The organism is Mucilaginibacter sp. P4_C11, from assembly GCF_056402115.1.
Window position 1 is genome coordinate 107,114 of the sequence record NZ_JBFUIA010000007.1, and the last position, 21,079, is coordinate 128,192.

The 21,079-nt window shown below is 44.2% G+C and carries 14 protein-coding genes; 8 read left to right on the forward strand and 6 right to left on the reverse strand.

What is annotated here, in order from left to right; translation table 11 throughout:
- Nucleotides 1-11: 11 nt before the first annotated feature.
- From AC1DU2_RS08480 to AC1DU2_RS08495, 4 genes are all read left to right on the forward strand, one after another.
- Complete coding sequence (locus AC1DU2_RS08480; protein ID WP_477383719.1) at nucleotides 12-368, forward strand: VOC family protein; 357 nt, start codon at nucleotides 12-14, stop codon at nucleotides 366-368.
- A 77-nt stretch (nucleotides 369-445) separates the two neighbouring features.
- Nucleotides 446-1,057 carry a hypothetical protein gene (locus tag AC1DU2_RS08485; RefSeq protein WP_477359881.1) on the forward strand — a complete coding sequence of 204 codons (612 nt, stop codon included), beginning with the start codon at nucleotides 446-448 and terminating at the stop codon, nucleotides 1,055-1,057.
- Nucleotides 1,058-1,153: 96 nt separating this feature from the next.
- Nucleotides 1,154-1,738, forward strand: a complete 585-nt coding sequence (locus tag AC1DU2_RS08490; protein WP_477359879.1) for a Crp/Fnr family transcriptional regulator — start codon at nucleotides 1,154-1,156, stop codon at nucleotides 1,736-1,738.
- Nucleotides 1,739-1,809: 71 nt separating this feature from the next.
- Nucleotides 1,810-2,781 carry a quinone oxidoreductase family protein gene (locus AC1DU2_RS08495; protein WP_477383720.1) on the forward strand — a complete coding sequence of 324 codons (972 nt, stop codon included), beginning with the start codon at nucleotides 1,810-1,812 and terminating at the stop codon, nucleotides 2,779-2,781.
- Nucleotides 2,782-3,116: 335 nt separating this feature from the next.
- On the opposite strand, the gene AC1DU2_RS08500 is transcribed toward AC1DU2_RS08495, so the two are convergent.
- Nucleotides 3,117-3,590 carry a carboxymuconolactone decarboxylase family protein gene (locus tag AC1DU2_RS08500; RefSeq protein WP_477383721.1) on the reverse strand — a complete coding sequence of 158 codons (474 nt, stop codon included), beginning with the start codon at nucleotides 3,588-3,590 and terminating at the stop codon, nucleotides 3,117-3,119.
- A gap of 299 nt (nucleotides 3,591-3,889) precedes the next feature.
- Nucleotides 3,890-5,623: a glycoside hydrolase family 13 protein gene (locus AC1DU2_RS08505; RefSeq protein WP_477383722.1), complete on the reverse strand. Its 1,734-nt coding sequence runs from the start codon at nucleotides 5,621-5,623 to the stop codon at nucleotides 3,890-3,892.
- A gap of 210 nt (nucleotides 5,624-5,833) precedes the next feature.
- Between AC1DU2_RS08505 and treF the strand changes: the two genes are divergently transcribed.
- Nucleotides 5,834-7,426 carry an alpha,alpha-trehalase TreF gene (gene treF, locus AC1DU2_RS08510; protein WP_477383723.1) on the forward strand — a complete coding sequence of 531 codons (1,593 nt, stop codon included), beginning with the start codon at nucleotides 5,834-5,836 and terminating at the stop codon, nucleotides 7,424-7,426.
- 484 nt (nucleotides 7,427-7,910) lie between these two features.
- Here the strand turns inward: treF and AC1DU2_RS08515 are convergent, their stop codons facing one another.
- Both AC1DU2_RS08515 and AC1DU2_RS08520 read right to left on the reverse strand, forming a co-directional pair.
- Nucleotides 7,911-9,953: a glycosyl hydrolase family 95 catalytic domain-containing protein gene (locus AC1DU2_RS08515; RefSeq protein ID WP_477383724.1), complete on the reverse strand. Its 2,043-nt coding sequence runs from the start codon at nucleotides 9,951-9,953 to the stop codon at nucleotides 7,911-7,913.
- Nucleotides 9,954-9,967: 14 nt separating this feature from the next.
- On the reverse strand, nucleotides 9,968-11,293 hold the full coding sequence (locus AC1DU2_RS08520) for a vanadium-dependent haloperoxidase (protein WP_477383726.1): 1,326 nt from the start codon (nucleotides 11,291-11,293) through the stop codon (nucleotides 9,968-9,970).
- A 277-nt stretch (nucleotides 11,294-11,570) separates the two neighbouring features.
- Here AC1DU2_RS08520 and AC1DU2_RS08525 point away from each other — a divergent pair, with 277 nt between their 5' ends.
- The 3 genes from AC1DU2_RS08525 (at nucleotide 11,571) to AC1DU2_RS08535 (ending at nucleotide 14,407) form a co-directional block, all read left to right on the forward strand.
- Nucleotides 11,571-12,335, forward strand: a complete 765-nt coding sequence (locus AC1DU2_RS08525; protein WP_477383727.1) for an SDR family NAD(P)-dependent oxidoreductase — start codon at nucleotides 11,571-11,573, stop codon at nucleotides 12,333-12,335.
- 125 nt (nucleotides 12,336-12,460) lie between these two features.
- Nucleotides 12,461-13,369, forward strand: a complete 909-nt coding sequence (locus tag AC1DU2_RS08530; protein WP_477383728.1) for a helix-turn-helix domain-containing protein — start codon at nucleotides 12,461-12,463, stop codon at nucleotides 13,367-13,369.
- Between the two features lie 108 nt (nucleotides 13,370-13,477).
- Entirely contained in the window at nucleotides 13,478-14,407 is a 930-nt protein-coding gene (locus AC1DU2_RS08535) for a GyrI-like domain-containing protein (RefSeq protein ID WP_477383729.1), read from the forward strand.
- Between the two features lie 6 nt (nucleotides 14,408-14,413).
- Here the strand turns inward: AC1DU2_RS08535 and AC1DU2_RS08540 are convergent, their stop codons facing one another.
- Together AC1DU2_RS08540 and AC1DU2_RS08545 are read right to left on the reverse strand one after the other, a co-directional pair.
- Nucleotides 14,414-17,752 carry an FG-GAP repeat domain-containing protein gene (locus AC1DU2_RS08540; protein WP_477383730.1) on the reverse strand — a complete coding sequence of 1,113 codons (3,339 nt, stop codon included), beginning with the start codon at nucleotides 17,750-17,752 and terminating at the stop codon, nucleotides 14,414-14,416.
- 8 nt (nucleotides 17,753-17,760) lie between these two features.
- Nucleotides 17,761-21,063 carry a VCBS repeat-containing protein gene (locus AC1DU2_RS08545; RefSeq protein ID WP_477383731.1) on the reverse strand — a complete coding sequence of 1,101 codons (3,303 nt, stop codon included), beginning with the start codon at nucleotides 21,061-21,063 and terminating at the stop codon, nucleotides 17,761-17,763.
- Nucleotides 21,064-21,079: the final 16 nt, after the last annotated feature.

Below are 21,079 nucleotides of genomic sequence, written 5' to 3' on the forward strand. Positions count from 1 at the left end.
ATCCTTTAGTCATGAAAATAGACTCTGTTATCCCGATACTTTATTCTGATGATGTTGCGCGCAGCCTTGCCTATTATACACAGGTACTGGGTTTTGAAGAACAATGGACATGGGACGACCCGCCAACGTTTGGCGGTGCATTGACAGGCGACACCACCATCTTTTTTTGCAAAGGCGACCAGGGCCATGCCGGAACATGGCTTTGCCTTAATGTTGATAATGTGGATGAATATTATGCAACTATTAAAGAAAAAGGCGCTATAATTTTATCGACACCGGAAGATAAACCCTGGTTTATGCGCGAGATGCTGGTAAAAGATCCCGATGGGCACATTTTGCGGATAGGCCACAATATTGAGTGCGATTAGGGAAGGAGCTGAAAGCCGAAGGCCTAAGGCAGAAAGCAAAAAAACAGGCTCTTTTTGGTAAACTTTAATTATTTAACATGCTGCAAAATCGGGTAAACCCTCAGGGCGATATTATCAAAACCAGTGCACGGGGTGCCTGGATAGGTAACCGAGGTCAGTTGCATGGTGATACCAAAACCATACTGCGCCCCTTTAAGCTTAAAGCCTGGATTACCTGCCTGTTGCAGTTTAAAGGCAGGCACCGCGAGGTGATGTCGCCGGGGTTGTGGACAGAACTGTTCTTTTTGGATGAGGCCACCGCTTTTGCAGCCGGCCATCGCCCTTGTTTTGAATGCCGCCGCGATGATGCCAACAAGTTTAAAACATCCTGGCTTAAGGGCAATGCTGGGTTTGGGTTTGATAATAAAACCGCCATCGGGAAAATTGACGAGATTACACACCAGGAAAGGATAGATAAAAACGGCAACAAAGTAACGTTCGATGCCGATGTACAGGGTCTGCCCAACGGTACTTTTATACAGGTTAACGGCGAACCCTACCTGGTAGCCGATAACCAGCTTTATCATTGGACGCCTGCGGGGTATGAAAAAACGGGCTTGCCAATAAAGGCGGAACAGGTTACTGTACTCACACCCCGATCAACGGTCAATGCGTTTAGCGCGGGCTATCTGCCGCAAATGGCTCTTTGACCTTCTTGATCGTTAATACCGGTTTTCGCACTTCTATTTTTAATATCTCTATTTTATAGGAAGGGAGCTTATCTTAGCATATTAATTATACAGGTTATGATTTTCCATTTCAGAAATAAATTCCCCCAATTGAACCCTTTTTGGGATAAGTACCTGGAATATCAGAAACGGCTGGAGGTACCGGCAAAAACTATTTTGCTGGAAGAAGGAAAAGTATCACAGCACTATATTTTTATTGAGAAAGGCTGTGTGCGTACGTTTTTTTACAATAAAGGGGATGACAAAACTGTACAATTCTTTTTTGAGGATGAAGGCCTCGCTTCGCTCGAAAGCTTTATCAATAACACGCCAAGCGCATTCACGGTTGAAACGATAGAGCCATCAGTAGTCTATTTACTCCCCAAACAATACGTTACTCAATTGATGGATGAGCTAACCCGGGAACCCGGTTTTGCTCAAATGATATTACAGCTATCTGCCGGCAGGCAAACCCATTACATCAACGAGTTTGTTTCTTTTATCAGGGATACGCCCGAAGAGCGTTATCAAAAACTGTTGGACGAAAGGCCGCATATTGTCCAGAGGGTACCACAACATTATATCTCTTCATACCTGGGTATCAGCAAAGTACACTTAAGCCGCATTAAAAGCAAGCTTGCAAAAGGCAAATTACATTTCTGAACTTGATAACATATGTTATCGTTGCGGCGCTATGTTGCGGGCTAATTTTGTCTTAACAAAAAAATAAAAAGATGAAAGCAGCAGTAATGTATCAAAAAGGGGAATTACCTCAATATGTTGATTTTCCAGAGCCGGCAATTCAAAATAGCGATGAGCTATTGGTAACGGTAAAAGCCGTGGCCATTAAACACTTTGATAAGGGGCGTGCCGCCGGCAAACACTACTCAAGCGATGCCCCTGCGGCAAGCGGCCGGATAATTGGGGGCGATGGCGTTTGCCTGCTGGAAGACGGAACCCGGGTTTATGGCATGGGTGTGAGTGGTATGCTGGCCGAAAAAGCAACCATTAACAAAGACCGGATAGTAAAAATACCCGATGGACTTGATGATGCGGCTGCGGCTGCCTTGCCTAACGCCATAATAGGCGCGGCAATGGGTTTACGGTTTAAAGCCGATATTAAGCCGGGCGATGTGGTACTGGTAAATGGCGCTACCGGTTTTACAGGCCGGGTAGCCGTGCAAATTGCCAAACATTATGGTGCAAAAAGGGTGATTGTAACCGGCAGAAATCAAAAATCGCTTGATGACCTGCTGACGATGGGTGGTGATGAGGCTGTTTCTGTTTTGCAGGATGATGAACAATTTAAGGCCCGTATTAAAGCTATTCACGCACAAACCCCCATTGACGTTATTATAGATTACCTGTGGGGCCATACCGCCGAAATGATACTTGCCTGTTTAAAGGGCGATGGTTCGTTTACAAACAAGGTAAGGTATGTATCGGTTGGTAGCATGGCCGGCGATATCATCCAGCTATCTGCCGCCAATTTGCGGAGCGTCGATCTTCAGCTCACCGGATCGGGGCTTGGCGCATGGTCAAAGCAGGAGGTTGGCCAGCTTTTTACCGCTATACTGCCCGAAATGTTTGCCCTTGCGGCCGTAGGAAAACTCAAAGTGGATACCATCACCGTTAAACTGGAAGACATTGCCGAACTTTGGAATTTAGATGTCCCCGACGGGCAGCGCCTGGTCGTAACCATTTGATGCTATCCTGCTATTACAGAAGCTAAAAAACAAATAAGGCAATAACGTATTTGTTTTCAAATCAATACACTAACAGCTTCTGTATCCTCATTCACTAACACTTTACAACAACGTTATGATTGCTGCATTATTGATTGCCGCTTGGTCGGTTATTGTCCTGAAATTTCAGAATTCGGCAAGGGCTAAAAAATTAGTGGCCAGATTTTTAAGGCGTAAACCAAAAACCGGCTAACCGTCGATTTGAATTGTATTTATAAGCCCGGGTATTTATCAAAAGATAATAACCGGGCTTATTTAATTAAGGTGTTCAATTTACTACCTTATGCCTTGCCAATTTATTGAACGGCGTGCGCGCCAACTTTGTACGTACCAACAGCAGCCACATTAGGGAATGCAAGGTTAATGCGGTTGTAGCTGTTAATGGTGATAACAGCCAAAGTTAAATCAACCAATTCTTCTTCGGTAAACTGTTCGCGGGCTGCTGCGTAAATTTCGTCGGGTACGGGACCACCTGCAATTTTTGTCAAAGCTTCGGCCCATGCCAATGCTGCGCGTTCCCTATCGGTATAAAAAGGGGCTTCCCGCCAGGCATTTAACATATACAGGCGCTGCTCGGTTTCGCCGTTGGCCCGTAAGTCTTTCGAGTGCATATCCAGGCAATAGGCACAACCGTTAACCTGCGATACCCGGAAATAAATTAAATTTAAAAGCGTTTGCTCAACCGGCGATTTAGCCAGGTAAATGCCCAGGCCATACAAAGCTTTCATAGCGCCCTGGCCTTTTTCAAAAACATTGAGTCGTTGTTTCATGGTGTTATTTATTGATGTTTTACTTATGCCCTAATAGCGATTGAGATATGCATAATAGGACATATACTTTTAAAAAAAATATGGCTATCCCCCATTAATTACATCCACCTGTTTTCCAATACCTGGAGGCCATAAGCATTGTACCCGCAAATGCAGTGGTAATTATCCAATAAATTTGTGTGGAGTTTATAGATTTTTTAAAGGCTACAACCAAGACCTCGCCATTAGGTATAATCACATAAAACCTATGGCCGCAATAATCGCAGCCATTCGCAATCAAATAACTGATTTCAAACACTTTATCTCAGCTCGTAAACTACTGCTTCATAAGGTTTAAGCGTTCCGTTTTTGGAAGATTGGGAATAATTACCCAATAAAACGTTGGCTTTGCTAAAATCTACCCCGGTGTTGGTGGTGGCCGCCTTACTTTTAAAATTTAATAATACCAGCATTTTTTTACCATCCAGCTCCCTGGTATAGCTGTAAGTATCGTCGTTTTGGCCATCAAGCAAGGTGTATTTACCATAAACCAGTACCAGGTTGTCTTTGCGCAGTTTTACAACTTTTCTGAAATAGTTAAGGGTACTATTGGCGTCCTTTTCCTGGGCAGCTACATTAATGGTTGTATAATTGGGATTTACCGCAATCCATGGTTTTCCGGTTGAAAAGCCGGCATTTTTGCTGTTGTTCCATTGAAAGGGTGTGCGGCTATTGTCCCTGCTTTCAAAACTCATGCGCTGTAAATACTTTTGCATATCGGTGCCAAGGTTTTTCTGGCGATGGTATTCGTTCAGGGTTTGTACATCACGATAATCTTCAGCTCTACTAAATCCGGCGTTGGTCATTCCCAGTTCGTCGCCATTATAGTAATAAGGGGTACCGCGCATGGTCATTAAAAAGGTGGTCAGCATTTTTGATGATACCGCCCTAAACTCCGGACTATCGTTGCCAAACCGGGTAACCAGCCTTGCCTGGTCATGATTGGCCAAGAAAATGGAGAGCCATCCTTTTGCAGCAAACGCGCTATCCCATTTGGTAAATATCTGCTTTAGTCGCAGCAGGCTATAACCTTCGGGTTTGGCTATGTCTACTGCTTCAAACGCATAAGCCATGTTCAGTTCATTCCTGTCGGCATCAACCAAATTGTGTGCATCTTCAAAAGTATTGCCAGCCCCCTCAGCTACGCTCATTACATTGTATTTGCTTAACACCTGCTGGTTCATTTCCTGCAGGTAACCATGCAGGTTGCCCTGCATACCGTAATATTGGGTAAAGTTTTTTTCAAACCCATTTGGGAAAGCCGGAAAGGTGGTATCTTTTGCCGCAAACTGGAATGCATCCAGCCTAAAACCATCAATCCCTTTATCGCCCCAAAACTTCATGATATCGTATACTTCCTGCCTTAGCTTGGGGTTTTCCCAGTTAAGATCAGGCTGCTTGCGCGAAAAATAATGCAGGTAATAGGCATTGGTAAGCGAATCATATCGCCACGCATCATGGTTTACATCAAAAAGGCTGTAACGGTAAGGCGGTTTGCCTTTTTCGGCATTCCACCAATGGTAATATTCGCGGTAAGGACTGTTGCGCGAGCTGCGGCTTTTTTTAAACCACTCGTGCTCGTCGCTGCTATGGTTTACTACCAGGTCCATCACCAGTTTTATGCCGCGGGCATGCATGCCTTTAAGCATGCCATCAAAATCAGCCATGGTGCCAAAATCTTTCATAATGTCGCGGTAGTCGCTCACATCATAACCGTTGTCGTCATTTGGCGACCCATATATCGGGTTAAGCCAAACCGCATCAACCCCTAAACTTTTGATGTAATCAAGTTTGGCAATTATTCCTTTTAAATCGCCAATGCCATCGCCATCTACATCATTAAAACTGCGCGGATAAAGCTGGTAAACCACAGCCTCTTTCCACCATTTACGATCGAGGCTATCTTTACTGGGCAGGCTGTTTTGGGCACAGCTGTAATTACCGCCCAATAGCAAAAAGGCAGCACTTATGATAAGCGGGGTAAAAATCTTCATGGTTAGCAAACAACTAAAAAGCAGCAGGTTAAATTGGCGTTCCTGGTAATAATGTTCAAGTTATGACATTTTATGCATGCTTCAAAATATGTTTAAAAAACTCAGCAAATTAATAGTGTTAATGATACACATTTATACTTAAAAACATTAAATTTATACACTATTATAAACCCACTGCCTTACCCTTAAAAAGGCGCATCGATATATTAAATGAGAAGACTTTTTTTACTCGCGTTTTTATTTTTTACCATTAGCGTTAAAGCACAAACGCTAACACCGCGGCAACAATTTCCGGGCTTGTTTGAAGCTGTTCAGCTTGGCCAGATTTTTCCGGATAATAAAACTTTTGTAGATGCTGTGCCCAAGCAGGACCCGGCCATGGTCATGAAAGCCTACCAGGATGAAAAGGATAAACCCGGCTTTGATATTAAAACATTTGTACTGGCACATTTTGATATGCCGGTATCGCATAACTCGTTTCAAACAGATATTGAAGCGGGCATCCGCAAACATATTGATACTTTATGGCATGTTTTACAGCGCCGGCCCGATGAGGCTAAACCATTTTCATCATCACTGGCCTTGCCAAACCCTTATATAGTACCGGGTGGCAGGTTCAGGGAAATTTACTACTGGGATTCGTACTTTACCATGCTGGGCCTGCAGGAAAGTCACCAGGTAAAGGTGATTCACAATATGGTGGAGAATTTTGCATACCTGATTGATAAATATGGCTTTATACCTAATGGTAACCGGGCTTATTACCTTACCCGGTCACAACCGCCATTTTTTGCTATGATGGTAAACCTGCTGGCCAAAAACGAAAGGGAGAAAGTATTGATCCATTTCAGGCCGCAGTTAATCAAAGAATATCTGTACTGGATGCAGGGCTGGGAAGGCCTGGCTGCTAACCAGGCCTCGCACAGGGTTGTAAAGATGGCAGACGGAGAACTTTTGAACCGCTACTGGGACGAGAGCGACCAGCCACGCGAAGAATCATTTGTGCAGGATGTAACCGCCGGCAAAGAAACCCAACAACCGCTGCCACAATTTTACCATAACATCAGGGCGGCAGCAGCCTCGGGGTGGGATTTCAGCACGCGCTGGTTTGATGCATCGGGCAAGCTGCCAACCATACAAACCACCAACCTGGTGCCAGTCGACCTGAACTGTTTGCTTTATAACCTTGAACTTACCATAGCCCGCAGCCTTAACCAAATTCAAAACGCCAAGCTGGCCAAGCTATACCGCGAAAGGGCCGCCCACCGTAAAGCCGCTATTTTGAAGTACTGCTGGAACCAAAAAACGGGCTGGTTTGATGATTACAACTGGCAGCTAAACCAGCTATCAAATGTACCTACGCTGGCAGCCGAATTCCCGCTGGAATTTAAGATTGCCACTGTTGAACAGGCCCGCCTGGTAGCCGAAGGATTGAAGAAAAATTTCCTGAAAGCCGGTGGCCTGGTTACCACCCTTAACTTTTCGGGCCAGCAATGGGATGCCCCAAATGGCTGGGCGCCTTTACAGTATATGGCCATTGATGGCCTGGAAAACTACCACTACAACGCCCTGGCCAAAGAAATTGCCACGCGCTGGCTACGCTTAAACATCCGGGTATTTAAACAAACCGGCAAGCTGCTTGAAAAATATAATGTGGTTGATACCAAACTTACCGCAGGCGGCGGCGAATACCCCTTACAGGATGGCTTCGGCTGGACCAACGGGGTATTGCTACACCTGATTAACCGGTACCATATTGATACCGAACATGAAAGCAAAGATTTGCCGGAAAACCAGAATTGAAAAAAGCAGAAGCTTAAGCCGATAAAAACAAGGCCAGGTTCAAGGAATTAACAAACAAGAGGAGGCACCTACGGAGCCAACCTCACCTGTCATTTACTATAAACACGGGGCTACGCTGTAGCCTAAAAAAGTGTATTTGTTATTATTAGGAATAATAACAAAGCAATTAATAAAACGGCTGTCCGGTAAGATACAGGGATCAGAACAAGGCCTCCAATGCTATTAAGTCTGCTCCATCGGAGCAAAACATTTGTAGCACATTGTAATTTAACATTTTTGCGTGCCGTAGGTACGCTACATAAGTTCCGTACCTACGGCACGGAGCATTATTTTTCTATTTTTTTCTACAAATGTCATACCCCTACAGGGTTGAAAACGCTTAACTTAATAGCATTGCGGAGACTCCGGCGGAGTCACGTGTTTATAGAATCAAAATGCTTTAATTTGGCTCCGTAGGTGCCTCCTTTAAATGCGGTTAAAGTAATTATTTAATAACGTAAGTGTGTTTATCCATCCCAACGCCGGTTATCTTTAGCGATTTCCAGTTGGATGGCAGCTTGCTTTTTAACTGTGTAATACCTGCGGGGGTTATATCTAAACCGCCAAAACCCATGAGTAAGCTTTGGATAATACCGCCCGCGCCTGTGGCAAAATAGGGATTGGTACCACCCTTGGTTTCGGCAATTACGCGGAATGGCGGGTTAAGGTTTGGCTCGTAAGCGTCTTTAAAAAAATGATATGCTTTATCGCCGTTACCCAGGCGGGCATATAACAGGGCAAAAACAGCCTGGGTCATGGCCGGGGTTCCTTCGTTGGGTACACGGGTTTCGTAGTATTCCAGGTCTTTTTTAATCTGGCCGGCATCGGTTATTGTTTTCAGCGGATAGGCCAGCAGATTAACATCTGCCTGCTTAATACCTTCGCCGTTGTAGGTGGCATGTTCGCGGGTTACGCCATTATCCATTTTCAGGATGGGGATATTTTGCGCTACCAGCTGCCAGTCGGCATCCGCTTTTTCGCCCAATATTTTGGCAGCGGCGGCAGCGTTTTGCAGGTTGGCAATGGCGGCAGCATTGGTAAAGGCATTGTTATCAATATTTTCGGCCCATTCATCGGCGGCTACTACATTTTTGATATCATAATGCCCGGGGCCATTACGTTCAACCCGGCTTGCCCAAAAATCGGCGGTGGCCGATAGTATGGGCCAGCCTTTTTCTCGCAGCCATTGTTTGTCCTGGGTTACGCAATAATAGTTCCAGGCAGCAAGGGCAACATCGGCAGTAATATGGTGTTCAAACGGACCGCTCAAGGCCCAAACAGGGGTTTCTTCTACCCCGCTGTCGGCACTTTCCCAGGGGAACATTGCCCCTTTATAACCATGCGAAAATGCATTTTTACGGGCGGCATCCAGGCGTTCAAAACGATATTCAACCATAGATTTGGCAATCTCGGGGTGCAGCACCAGCATAGCGGGATACATCCAGATATCGCAATCCCAAAAAATGTGGCCGTTATAACCCAAACCCGAAAGCCCCATGGGCGACGGCGAGTAAGCTGTACCCGCACGCGAAAACGAATACAGGTGATACAGCATACTATGTACATCCTGCTGCGCCTGCGCATCACCTTCAATCTGGATATCGCTGGCCCAAAGGTCGTCCCAGGCTTTGTTGTGGAATTTGATCAGGCGGTCGCGGCCTTCCAGTTTGGCAAAAATAGTGAGGCGTTCGGCCTCGTTTAACGGGTCGGCATGGTGTGCCGAAGTTATGGATGAGCCTGTAACCGCGTATTTATAAGTTTCGCCGGCGGCAATAGCCTTGCTAAATTTCATCAGGTGCATGTTATTATCCCACATCTCGTGAATAATGCGCGGTTCCTGGCCATGCGGCTCGTTAAATAAAAACGAAGTGGAGGCACATAACTGCATTTTGCCCGTTGGGCTTTTTGCTGTAGATGTTAACAGGCTGATGGTTACATGCGGCCTGTCAATCTCGTTGTAATAGTTTTGAACTTCCTTTAAGGCATCCGGCGCTTCCATTACGCTGGCCGATGTTATATTGATGGCCTTTTTGGCAATAACGGCCACATCCATCAAAACGGTAAAAGGCAGTTGGCGCAAGGAGTAGTAAGTATATTTGATGGTTGCTTTATCACCATAATCAAACGTGGTGGTAAAGGCTGCATGCTGCATATCCAGTTCCTGCTTAAAATTGCTGATATTTTTGGCATCAATACGTCGGCCATCAATCTCCAGGTACATGTTCAACAGGTTAAAACTGTTTAAAAAATTACTTACCCTGCCCCTGCCATACAGGTCATATGCCCCTGCAAGTACCACATTTTTTACCTTAAAAGGCTCGGGGGCCGATACAATACCTATCATCCCGTTGGCAACGGTGATGCCGTAATAATTTGCCGGATCTATTTTATCTGCTTTAACCGTCCATGGGTCTACGTCCTGGGCATTTGCTGCAACAGGAACAACAAAGGCCAGCAACATTAGCCATTTTGATAGCTTATTCATCATCAATATTGTATGTATTATTTTTTTAATTGCAGTTTTTTCACCACCAGCTGCCCAATTTCGGCGCCTTGTTTATTGCCCACAACACAGGCATTTTTAAAGTGGATACCACCCAACACCCGCGACATGGCTGCTGACTTCGCGGCTTCCCTAAATGATTTGAATGAGAGCGGTGCTATCCCAAATTCCATCTCCGACGAATCGGTATAGGCAAAATTATCACCAAACTTGCTGGTGAGTACCTCGGCCGCAGCCGATGATATTACCGCGTGCCCGCTGCTGTATTCCGGGAACGGCGGGGTTTGGATATACGGTCTCCAATCAGCATTAATGTATTTGGTAATAATAGTTTCGGGCCGCACATAGTTTGAGCGGTATTTTAAATACCAGCAATTGATAAAACCATCAAATAAGGCAATGGCAGTTTCGGCGTAAACACTTACTGTGGTGTTAAAATCAAGCTTTTTGGCACGCGTAACTGTCCCGGTAATATTCATCCAGTGGCCTCCCGGCGAAAACTTTTTGGTGGCAAATGAGGCATGGCCCACTACGTTCAGCTTAAATGCGTTGTCGTCCCAAAAATCAGCCTGGTGTTTTTGTTCGGTGGTAAGGCTGTCAACAATATTTTTCACTTCAAGCGCCTGCAGGTAAAACCTTCCGTTTTTGTTTTCAACATCAAAAGCCGGAGGATCTGGCGGGATTAATTGCGAAGCGGAATCCAAAACCATTGGCCTTATCTCGCCCCAGTGTGCTTCCAGTGCCTGGGCATACATAGGCGGCGTCGGGATCCAGCGGCCATCCTGCTGTTTTACCGTAAATTTACTTGCCGAACGGGTTTTTAAATAGTTATCGCCCTTGCTCCATTTCATAACAGATTTGGCCACCTTATTGGCATAATTCACCGATCCTTCAAACAGATCATTGGGCATGCCGGCATCTTTTGCTTTTTGTTTAAGCCCATCTACATACTGGTCCATACTGCCTTCCGGAAACGTTACCGCATTACCCACAAAGCAAAATGCCAGCAGGGATGCAAACTGGTAATCAACCGTGGTATCTTTTGAGGGCTTTGGTGTTGGCGGCAAATGTTTGATTTGGCCGGATAGCGACCTGAAATGCGCCGGATCGCCGGCCGCGATAACCTGGTAAGCCGCAATGTTGGCATACACATAATTACGTGAAGCAGTAACCGGCGGAAAGTTATTTTCCAGCACTATATCGTTCAGTTTCTTCACGGTAACACGGTACAGTTCAGGATCGTGCATTATTTTTTGGTACTCGGGCTTTTTGCAGGAAGAGAGTAAAAATAGCCCGCCCGCAATACAAAATAGAAAGGATCTCATAAATTATAAAATAGGTTAAAAAACAAGCCGGACAGAGCGTATAATCCTGCTGTTTTTTGCATTGATTGACAGCTAATATAGGCTTTTATATCCTATAGTCCGGCATATAAAAAGGGGTTTTTACGTGATTTTTTGGTGCAATTTAAGCTATCCGAATTTAACCAACCATTACAAGGCGGCAGCATTAATATCATTTGAATTGTACAAGTAACGGATTGATTGTTACAAACAGTTGTACCGTCAATATTGCCAATTTTGGATCATAAAAATTATCAAAATGGAGAGTAAAAGTAAAATAGCCTTGGTAACCGGTGGCAGCCGTGGCTTAGGCAAAGATATGGCGCTTCGCCTTGCCGAAAAAGGTATTGATGTGATACTTACCTACAACAACAAATTGGCAGAGGCGCAAGATGTTGTTAATCAAATTAAACAAAGCGGCAGAAAAGCGGCAACGCTGCAACTAAATACCGGCGACATTAAAAGCTTTGGCGCTTTCACTGACCAGGTTAAAGATATATTAGCCAATACCTTTGGTGTAGGCCGCATTGATTTTTTGATCAATAACGCGGGCATAGGGGGATATAAATTGATTGAAGAGGTTACTGACGAGTTTTTTGATGAGCTGCTGAACATTCATTTTAAAGGCGTTTATTTTTTAACGCAAGGCATCATCCCGCTGATGAATGATGGTGGGGGTATTGTTAACATATCCAGCGGCTTAACCAGGGTGTCTTTTCCACGGTCGTCGGTTTACGCTGCTATGAAAGGCGCTGTTGAAGTATTTACCCGTTACCTTGCCAAAGAGTTAGGTGCCAGGGGTATCAGGGCCAATACAGTTGCACCCGGTGCGGTAATGACAGATTTTGGCGGCGGTCACTTCCGGGCAAGTGAGGAAACACAAAAACAAGTAAGCTCGGTAACCGCATTAGGCAGGCCGGCTGTAGCCGAAGATATTGGCGGCGTAGTAGCCTTTTTGTGTACAGACGATGCGCGCTGGGTAAACGGGCAGCGTATTGAAGCTTCGGGCGGCATGCTTGTATAATAAAACTTAATAAAAAGCAGGGCGGTACTTGATGGAACAGTGCGCCCCTGCTTTTATCTGCCGCTAATGGCAATTGCTGATACCAATGCATTAAATTGCTAACTTTAAATTTCGGAAAAAGCAGCATGATCACCAATACATCCCTCGAAGATTTTTACCACCGGAACGGCGCACCTTTTCAGAATGGGACAAGTAAAGAGATTGGCCATTTCAACGTGTTTGCAGCCGAAAAATTGTTTGATAAAACGACAGGGACAAGAATAATGCCCTATAGCCGCAGGGCGTACTACAAAATTAGCTGGTTAAGAGGCAAAAGCAAAGCCGAGTATGCCGATAAGGTAATAGATATACAGAAAAACGCCCTCCTGTTTGCCACGCCCAAAATCCCCTATCGCTGGCTGCCCGAAGATGGTAACCAAACCGGCATGTTTTGCATTTTCACACCTGATTTTCTTTCGCCCGGCAAATCAGCGGTATTGTTGGATGAATTGCCCATATTTCAACCGGGGCAAGTACCGGTTTTCCAGGTTTCTGAGACAGAAATAAACGAAATTGAATACATTTTCAGGAAAATGCAGCGGGAGCTTGATGCCGATTACCAGTATAAATATGACCTTTTACGCACCCTGGTTTTAGAACTTATTCATTACGGGCAAAAACTACAGCCCATGCCGGCCATAAGTATCGCGCAAAACGCGTCTGAACGGATATCTTCCCTGTTTATCGAATTGCTGGAACGACAATTCCCGCTTGAGCCTCCACACCAAAAACTTGGTTTACGAACTGCCAAAGATTATGCCGACCGCCTGGCTGTGCATGTTAATCACCTTAACAAGGTACTAAAAGAGGTTACAGGCAGTACCACAACCGAAATTATTAGCAACAGGATAATACAGGAGGCCAAAATACTGTTGAAACAAACTCATTGGAGCGTAAGTGAAATTGCCTATGCACTGGGGTATGATGACCCTGCGCATTTTTCTAAATACTTTAAAAAACAAACTTCGTTTACACCAGTCGCGTTTAGATCATAGCAAAAAATATCCGCCTGCTTTTTATTTGGTATACCGCTGCTTATTTGCGTTTCAAATGCTGTGCATTGATCCATTATCTTTAAATTTGGATGCCCTTTTATAACCCAAATGAAGAAAACCGTACTGATAATTTTAGCTGCGATTGTAATTATTGTTGCCCTTATATATTTTATAATTCCATCTACCTTAACTGTAAGCAACCAATTAACTGTTGAAGCATCTGACGGCGTGGTAGCTAAATTCCTGGTACACCAGCACCGTTGGGAAAAATGGTGGCCGGGTACAAAAGTTAATGAAAAACAGTTTGCTTACGAAGGCGTACAATTTACCATTAATAAAACCACCAACAGCGGTGCAAATGTTGATCTGCAACAAGGCAATTTCAAACTTGATGCCGATATCAGTTATTTAGCCGAAGATTTCGCGGCCAAAATAACTTTGCAGGCCCAAAGGCAAAGCAGCCTAAACCCGGTAAAAAGGGTAATGGATTATTTTGCCGCGCGCGATCTTCAAAACAAAACAGGGCTGGTTTTAGCTCGCTTTAAAACATTTTTAGAGGATCAGAAAAACGCCTACGGTTATAAAATTTACATAAATAAAGTGACAGACCCGTTTTTACTGACAACAACCGCAAGCGCTGCTACCTACCCCGACATGCAAAGTATATATAGCAGTATCGAAAACCTGAAAAAGGAAGCTATTGCCAAAGGGGCCAAAATGACAAATTTCCCGATGTTGAATATCACCCAGGTGGGCAGTAAAGAATACCAAATTAGCTATGCTATCCCAATTGATAAAAAAATAACTCCGGGCAAAGGATCGATTATCAACAACCTGGTAATGGGTGGCAATTTACTGATAGCCGATGTAAAGGGCGGCCCCAATACGGTGAACGATGCATTTGAAGAAGTGAGGATTTACATGAAAGATCATAAACTGATAGCCCCTGCCATGCCCTTTGAATCCATGGTGACCGATAGGTATCTTGAAAAAGACACTTTAAAATGGGTTACCAAAATATATTACCCCATATTTTAAAGGCGATTATTGGGTAACCAACATCAGCCTGCCATCATAGGTTACAATCAGGTAATTGGTAGATGTTGCTCTTTTTATAGTACTGATGTACGGAAGCTCCTGGAAATTAAAAGCCGCGTTTACCATATAGCCGGGTGCCGAAAACTGTTTTTGCGTTTTATCATAATGCAAGCCAACCAGGCCTAAAGCATCGTATTTACCTTCGTAAGGTACCACACCCCAAAAGTTGCCGTTCAACAACAAATCCCCGGCTTTATTATTCGCACGCATAATGGAGCGGATGGGTGCCTGCTGGTATTGATAGGGCAAAACTTCAAATTTGGTAGCATGCAACACATCGCTTACAAAAATACTACTGAACTGATTTGCAGTTAAACGATTTTCTTCGTCCAGTTTATCTTTAAATATTTCGGCGGTGGTTTTATCGGCCATTTTTTGGTAGCTCAGCCATTCCTTTTTCAGATACGGTAGCTCCTGCTCCAAATCGTTTTTAGGGCGAAATGGATAGTATAGTCCTTTTACGCAGTAGGATAGTATCAAATCGTTTTTGCCATCCTTATCCAAATCGTTATTGTAAGCATATAATGGTTGTTCTGGCGATACATTGTATTTATTGTTGGTACCCCAGTTTCCTGCTACCAGGTCGGCTTTGCCATCACCATCCACATCGGCTACCATTACCGATTGCCACCAGCCTTTTTGGCTATCCAGCACCGACGATGAAAATTTATTCAATTTTTTACCATCATTCAAAAACAGCTGAATCGGCTGCCACTCGGCGGTAATTATCAAATCGGCCTTCCCATTGTGGTCAATATCAGCTGTAACTATATCCGTTACGTACTGAATGGCAGTAATATCATTGTATTGTTTATCATGACTCACCTCGAAATCCCCGTTACCCTTGTTAATCAAAATGGTCGACGGACGCGGTGCGGTGTAGTTGGTGTAAGAAATGCTGCCCGTCAATAAAACATCACTACGTCCATCTCTATTAAAATCAAACACGGCTATTTTAGCAGCTTGATTAACTATTTTGGGTAATGCCTTATACTCAAACTGGAAATTTCCTTTATTAATGTACAACCGTGGCGGCAGCAGCTTATCGCTTTCCTGTAAGGGGTGATTGGTGCTGATCACCAGCAAATCGGGTTTGCCGTCATTATTAACGTCGGCCCAAACTGCCTGGCCATCGCCGTAATCTTTAACCTGGTTAAATTGCGGCACCACAACTTTGGTATAGCCTCCGTTTTTGTCGGCTGCAAGCAGGTATTTTTCCTCGCCGGCAAAGCCGCCCACGTAAATGTCATCAATACCATCGCCATTAACATCTGCTACAGCAACAGCAGGCGTGTGCGGCAAATAAGTATGCGGCAATAACGAATAGTAATTAAAATCGGGCGTATCAAACGGCTTTAACTTTGCCAATAACTTAGCCTGAACCGGCGTATAATCAAAGGGTTGCTTATTACTGATAAATGTATTTATTACCGACGACACATCACCCGTTGATTGCGTTTGGGTGCTATCAAATTTCATTATCGTTTTAATCCCGGGCTTAAAATCCCTGATTAACTGCCAGCTGTTATCCGGCCACACCACCAATAGTTCTTCGGGTTTATCGTTAGGCAAAAAAGTAAAAAGCAACTCGTTGCTCAGGTTACTGGCGTAGGCATTACTGGTTTGAATTTCCTGGTGATCCAGCTGCTTACCCGATTTCAGGAAAAACTTTGTACCAATACCATCCGGATTGGCTTTAGTATATTTAACAGCATATTTCAAATATGCCGGCTTATCCGTCCCCCTACCTTCCATGGTGGTATTATCGTAAATGTAAGCCTGCTCGTCCATGTTGTTGGTTACAATTTCCAGGTCGCCGTCATTATCCAGATCCACCGCTACTGAGCCCGCCGAGATAGACGGCTTTTGCATATCATTGGTAAAAGATGCATCGGTAAATTTCAGCAGGTCATCTCCATGATAAAAAAAGTTGTGCACAGCACCATCGGGCATCATGTTTACCTTATCCTTATCAAATACACGGCTGGTTTTATATTCCTGTATCACGTTGGGGTTGCCCAGGTATTTCAGGTAATCCATATCGTTAAGCCGTTTTTTTATGCCGTTGCTAAAAAACATATCCTTGCGGCCATCCATATCGAAATCCTGCACCAGGGGCGACCACGTCCAATCGGTAGCCGATACGCCGCTGTACAAACTCATATCAACAAACTTATTGCCATTGCCAACATTAAGCTGCAGGCAGTTTTTTGAATACTGGTAATAATAGCCGGCATTAACCTCCTGGTTGTAAATATCCAGTGGCTCGTCGTTAATTGTCGACCGCAGCGCTTTCAAATCCTCGGGCAACATATCGGTGGTAAGCACATCCAGGTGCCCGTCTTTATTGATATCGCTGATGGTATTACCCATCGAGAATAAGCTGGTATGGCCGAAAGCATTTTTTAACTGTTCTTTAAAAGTGCCATCGTGCTGGTTGATGTAGTAATAATCCTGTTCAAAAAAATCGTTGCTTACATAAATATCGTCCCAGCCATCATTGTTCAAATCGCCAATGCTAAGGCCAAGCCCATAACCTATTGGGGCACTGTAAATGCCCGATTTGGCAGTAACATCGGTAAAATGCCCATTGTCGTTCCTGAAAAGATGGTCGCCTGCATCGTGGCTGTACTTAAACCTTAAGGTAGAATCGCCGTAGGTATCATTGCTATGTACCGATGAGGTGAGCAGGAACATATCCAGGTCGCCATCTTTATCATAATCAAAAAACGAAACCTGGGTTGAAAAGCCTGCAAAATCGAGCCCGTATTTGGCGGCAGATTCGGTAAACGTCAAATCGCCATTGTTGATATAAAGCTGATTTTTACCTTTAAAGCCTTTGTAACCCGAGACTACCGATACGTAAATATCTTTAAGTCCATCGCCATTGATATCAACAACCGTTACACCGGTTTTCCAGTTACCGGTACCCGCTACGCCTGCTTTGGCTGTAATATCTTCAAATTTTAAATTGCCTTTGTTAAGGTATAGTTTATCGGAGCCCTGGTTAGATACAAAATATAAATCCTGCAGGCCATCGTTATTAAAATCGGCAGCAGCTACACCCGCCCCGTTGTAGAAATACAGGTAATCGAGAATATTGACCGAATCGGAAACTGTATTTACGTTGACAAAATCTAACCCGGTTTCGTCAGCAGGCAATAATTTAAAAACGCCCTCGCCTGCCTTATTAGGCTTACAGGCCGATAGCAAAACCATCCCGATAAAACAGCTCCACAACAAAAACTTCGCCGGCAATGATCTGTATATTTTGTAAAACAACATTTTAAATATTAACGGAGTTTATAAGCTTTTAAAGGTTCGTCATTGATGCCAAACAGGTAGTATTTGCCTCCCGATGGATTTTTTATAGCCAGCGATGACCGCACCTGACCACGTAAATCAAACCCTGTTTTTGCCGGTGGCAAATAGGTAAAGCCATTTTTGTTATATTGATAAACCAAGCCGCGGTTGGCATCAAGCCGACCTATCTCGGGCTTAAAGCCATAAAAATTGCCAGCTAAAATTATTTTAACGTTGCCGGCGCTACCCATATCATCGCACAAAATGGTGTTTACCATAGATAACTGTGCATCGGCCGGGAGCAATTTACAAGTAAACTTTTTGCCGTTATTTAAAAATACGGCCGAGGCTAAAAAGTTCATTTCGTGGGTTTCGGCGCCTTCCAGCATCTCGGGGGTAAATACTTCATTAAAAGGTTTACCCGCATAATCCACATATTGTAAAAAGCGTTTTTTCAATATCGGCAGTTGTCCAACCAAATCGGGTTTCATATGAAAAACGTAGCTGACATCATCGCCGCGGTACATAGATGTTACGCATTCTTTTGTGCCATTGTTATCAAAATCTTTAATATAAATCTTCATCGGCTCGGTAAACGATGCCCTGAATTTAGCGTTTAACCCGATGTTGCCGCCAATAATATCCAGATGGCCATCACCATCAACATCGGCTACTTCCAGGCTGCTCCACCAGCCCTTGTAATTTGTCAGTTGGGTATCTTCGGTAAATTTACCCTTGTTGTTCCTGAAAATACGGATGCCCATCCAATTACCGGCTACTATCAGATCCGGGTAGCCATCTTTATCCAGGTCGGCCCATTTGGCCGATGTAACCATGCCCAGTTTGGTATCCTGCCCTAATACCGAAGCAGATACATCGGTAAAATGGCCATTACCATCGTTATGAAAAACGTATGATTTTGGCGAACAGCCATAAAGTCCGGGCACACTCCTGCCGCCAATAAACAAATCGGGGTGGCCATCGCCATCATAATCGGCCGATACGATCATCGACGCGTTAACCCCTGCATGTAAGGTACGGCTTGCATCACGATGGAAGTTCCCTTTGCCATCGTTTTCATAAAACCTGGGAAAATACACCGGTGTGCCTGCTTCATCGGCATTGCCCCCTACTCCAATGATGAGGTCCTGATCGCCATCACCATCAAAATCGGCAAATACAGCGCCGGCATTTTCAAGGTAACTTTGTTTAGCCAAATCATCGGGGATGGTTTGTTTAAAGCTGCCGTTTTTTTGTTGTATGTAGATAGCTGCCGCCCCATTTTTGGAACTGCCAAAATAAAAATCAGTTAAGCCATCGCCATTTATATCGGCGCTTGCCATGTAAGGGTTTTCGGTTGATAGCATTTGCAGCATCAGCCGCTCGTTATCAAAATCGATAAAATCATCTTCTTTGTGTTTGGGGATGCTATCAAACACAGCTTTGGTTACATCGGCAAATAATGATTTGATTATCGGCTTGTTCCAGTTATAATTAAGGTTTGCGTTGGCCTGGCTGCAGGTATAAACGCTATCGCATTTAACATTTTTAATGAGCTGATACTTACCGCCCGGCCATATTACCTGGAGCGAATCGACCTGTTTAAATTTACCTATACCAATAGTAAGTAAGTTGGGCGATGTGCAGCTTTGAAAACCACGGGTGGGCTGATTGTAATAAATAAGCGCGCTGCCTTTCATAAAGGCTTTGATGGTTGTGCCCACGCCAAAGGTATTTAACCCGGTGCCTTTTAGTTTTAGTTGAATACGGTGATTGCCATTTTTTTCGGCATTGCTTTTATAAACGTATACAGGCATGTTTACGTTATTAACCACCAGGTCGTTATCACCATCGTTATCAAGGTCGGCATAGGCGGCGCCGTTGCTGAAGGATGGCTTATCCAAACCAAAATCGGCTGCCTTATTGCTAAAAGTAAGGTTGTGATTATTGAGATAGGCGTAATTTGATAAAGGGGTTGATACCATTTTATCAGTAAAATCCTTAAAATCAAACTTTTTACGCCCTTCGGCTATCTTGGCCATGTTATCGCGATTGCCCAAAAATTCGATATAATCCTGATCGGTAAGGTCTTTGTAAATGCCGTTGGAGATAAAAATATCTTTCCAGCCGTCGTTATCCATGTCAAACATCAACGCTCCCCAGCTCCAGTCGGTAGCGGCTATACCCGAGTAAAAAGCAGTTTCAGAAAATGTTCCGTCGCCATTATTTACCTGCAGGCAGTTTTGCATGTACTGGTTATAATAGCCATCGTGCTGTTTGGCCTTAATTACATCGTATGATTCAAACGAGGTCATTTTTTTGAGGCGCTTATCGCCTTCGGGCAGCATCTCGGTAGTAAAAATATCATATTGCCCATCGTTATTGATATCGGCAATGTCCGATCCCATCGAGGCCAGGCTCAGGTGGCCCGTCTCGTTTTGGATATCCTCTTTAAAAGTCCCGTTTTTTTGGTTAATGTAGAGGTAATCGCGTTCAAAAAAATCGTTTGATACATAAATATCCGGGTAGCCATCCTGGTTTACGTCGGCAACGGATACCCCAAGGCCAAAACCAATATCGCTTGAAAAAATACCGGCCTGCTGCGTTACATTGGTAAAATGGCCGCCATCATTACGGTACAAACGCGCGCCGCCCAACGGATCAACTACGGTACGCAGGTTTTTGCTGAAATCAAAAGAGCCAATTGGCCTGAACGAGTTATTCAACACAAAGCAATCTAGGTCGCCATCGTTATCGTAGTCAAAAAATATGGCCTGGGTTGATAAACCGTTATCTACCAGGCCATATTTTTCGGCCTCTTCCTTAAACGTACCATCGTGCTGGTTAATAAATAATTCGTTCCCTTTTTCTTTGCCACGGGCGTTGCCGCTGTGGCAAACATAAATATCCAGCCATCCATCACCATTAATATCAACCATAGTTGCGCCAGTGCTCCAGTACTTGGTGCCTTTTACCCCAGCTTTGGCCGTAGCATTTTCAAATTTCCAGTTGCCTTTGTTTATAAAAAGCTGGTTGCCCCCGGTATTTGAAGTGAGGTAAACATCATTTAGCCCATCGTTATTAACATCGCCAATAGCAACCCCGCCACCATTGTAATAATTGCGGTAGCTAAATACATTGGTACGGTCCTTATCGGTTAACTGGTTTATAAAAGTTATGCCTGTTTCATCGTTAGGTTGTAAAGAAAACAACGTGTTTTTTTGACCGCCGTTACAGCTCCATAATACAACAACTCCTGCAAAAACTAAGGACCACTTTTTAAATAGTATCATATAATTGGCAAAAAAC

Excerpts from the sequence above, each read along its gene's own strand:
- AC1DU2_RS08480 (WP_477383719.1), top strand. The coding sequence starts at position 12 with ATGAAAATAGACTCTGTTATCCCGATACTTTATTCTGATGATGTTGCG.
- AC1DU2_RS08485 (WP_477359881.1), top strand. The coding sequence starts at position 446 with ATGCTGCAAAATCGGGTAAACCCTCAGGGCGATATTATCAAAACCAGT.
- AC1DU2_RS08490 (WP_477359879.1), top strand. The coding sequence starts at position 1,154 with ATGATTTTCCATTTCAGAAATAAATTCCCCCAATTGAACCCTTTTTGG.
- AC1DU2_RS08495 (WP_477383720.1), top strand. The coding sequence starts at position 1,810 with ATGAAAGCAGCAGTAATGTATCAAAAAGGGGAATTACCTCAATATGTT.
- AC1DU2_RS08500 (WP_477383721.1), bottom strand. The coding sequence starts at position 3,590 with ATGAAACAACGACTCAATGTTTTTGAAAAAGGCCAGGGCGCTATGAAA.
- AC1DU2_RS08505 (WP_477383722.1), bottom strand. The coding sequence starts at position 5,623 with ATGAAGATTTTTACCCCGCTTATCATAAGTGCTGCCTTTTTGCTATTG.
- treF (WP_477383723.1), top strand. The coding sequence starts at position 5,834 with ATGAGAAGACTTTTTTTACTCGCGTTTTTATTTTTTACCATTAGCGTT.
- AC1DU2_RS08515 (WP_477383724.1), bottom strand. The coding sequence starts at position 9,953 with ATGATGAATAAGCTATCAAAATGGCTAATGTTGCTGGCCTTTGTTGTT.
- AC1DU2_RS08520 (WP_477383726.1), bottom strand. The coding sequence starts at position 11,293 with ATGAGATCCTTTCTATTTTGTATTGCGGGCGGGCTATTTTTACTCTCT.
- AC1DU2_RS08525 (WP_477383727.1), top strand. The coding sequence starts at position 11,571 with ATGGAGAGTAAAAGTAAAATAGCCTTGGTAACCGGTGGCAGCCGTGGC.
- AC1DU2_RS08530 (WP_477383728.1), top strand. The coding sequence starts at position 12,461 with ATGATCACCAATACATCCCTCGAAGATTTTTACCACCGGAACGGCGCA.
- AC1DU2_RS08535 (WP_477383729.1), top strand. The coding sequence starts at position 13,478 with ATGAAGAAAACCGTACTGATAATTTTAGCTGCGATTGTAATTATTGTT.
- AC1DU2_RS08540 (WP_477383730.1), bottom strand. The coding sequence starts at position 17,752 with ATGTTGTTTTACAAAATATACAGATCATTGCCGGCGAAGTTTTTGTTG.
- AC1DU2_RS08545 (WP_477383731.1), bottom strand. The coding sequence starts at position 21,063 with ATGATACTATTTAAAAAGTGGTCCTTAGTTTTTGCAGGAGTTGTTGTA.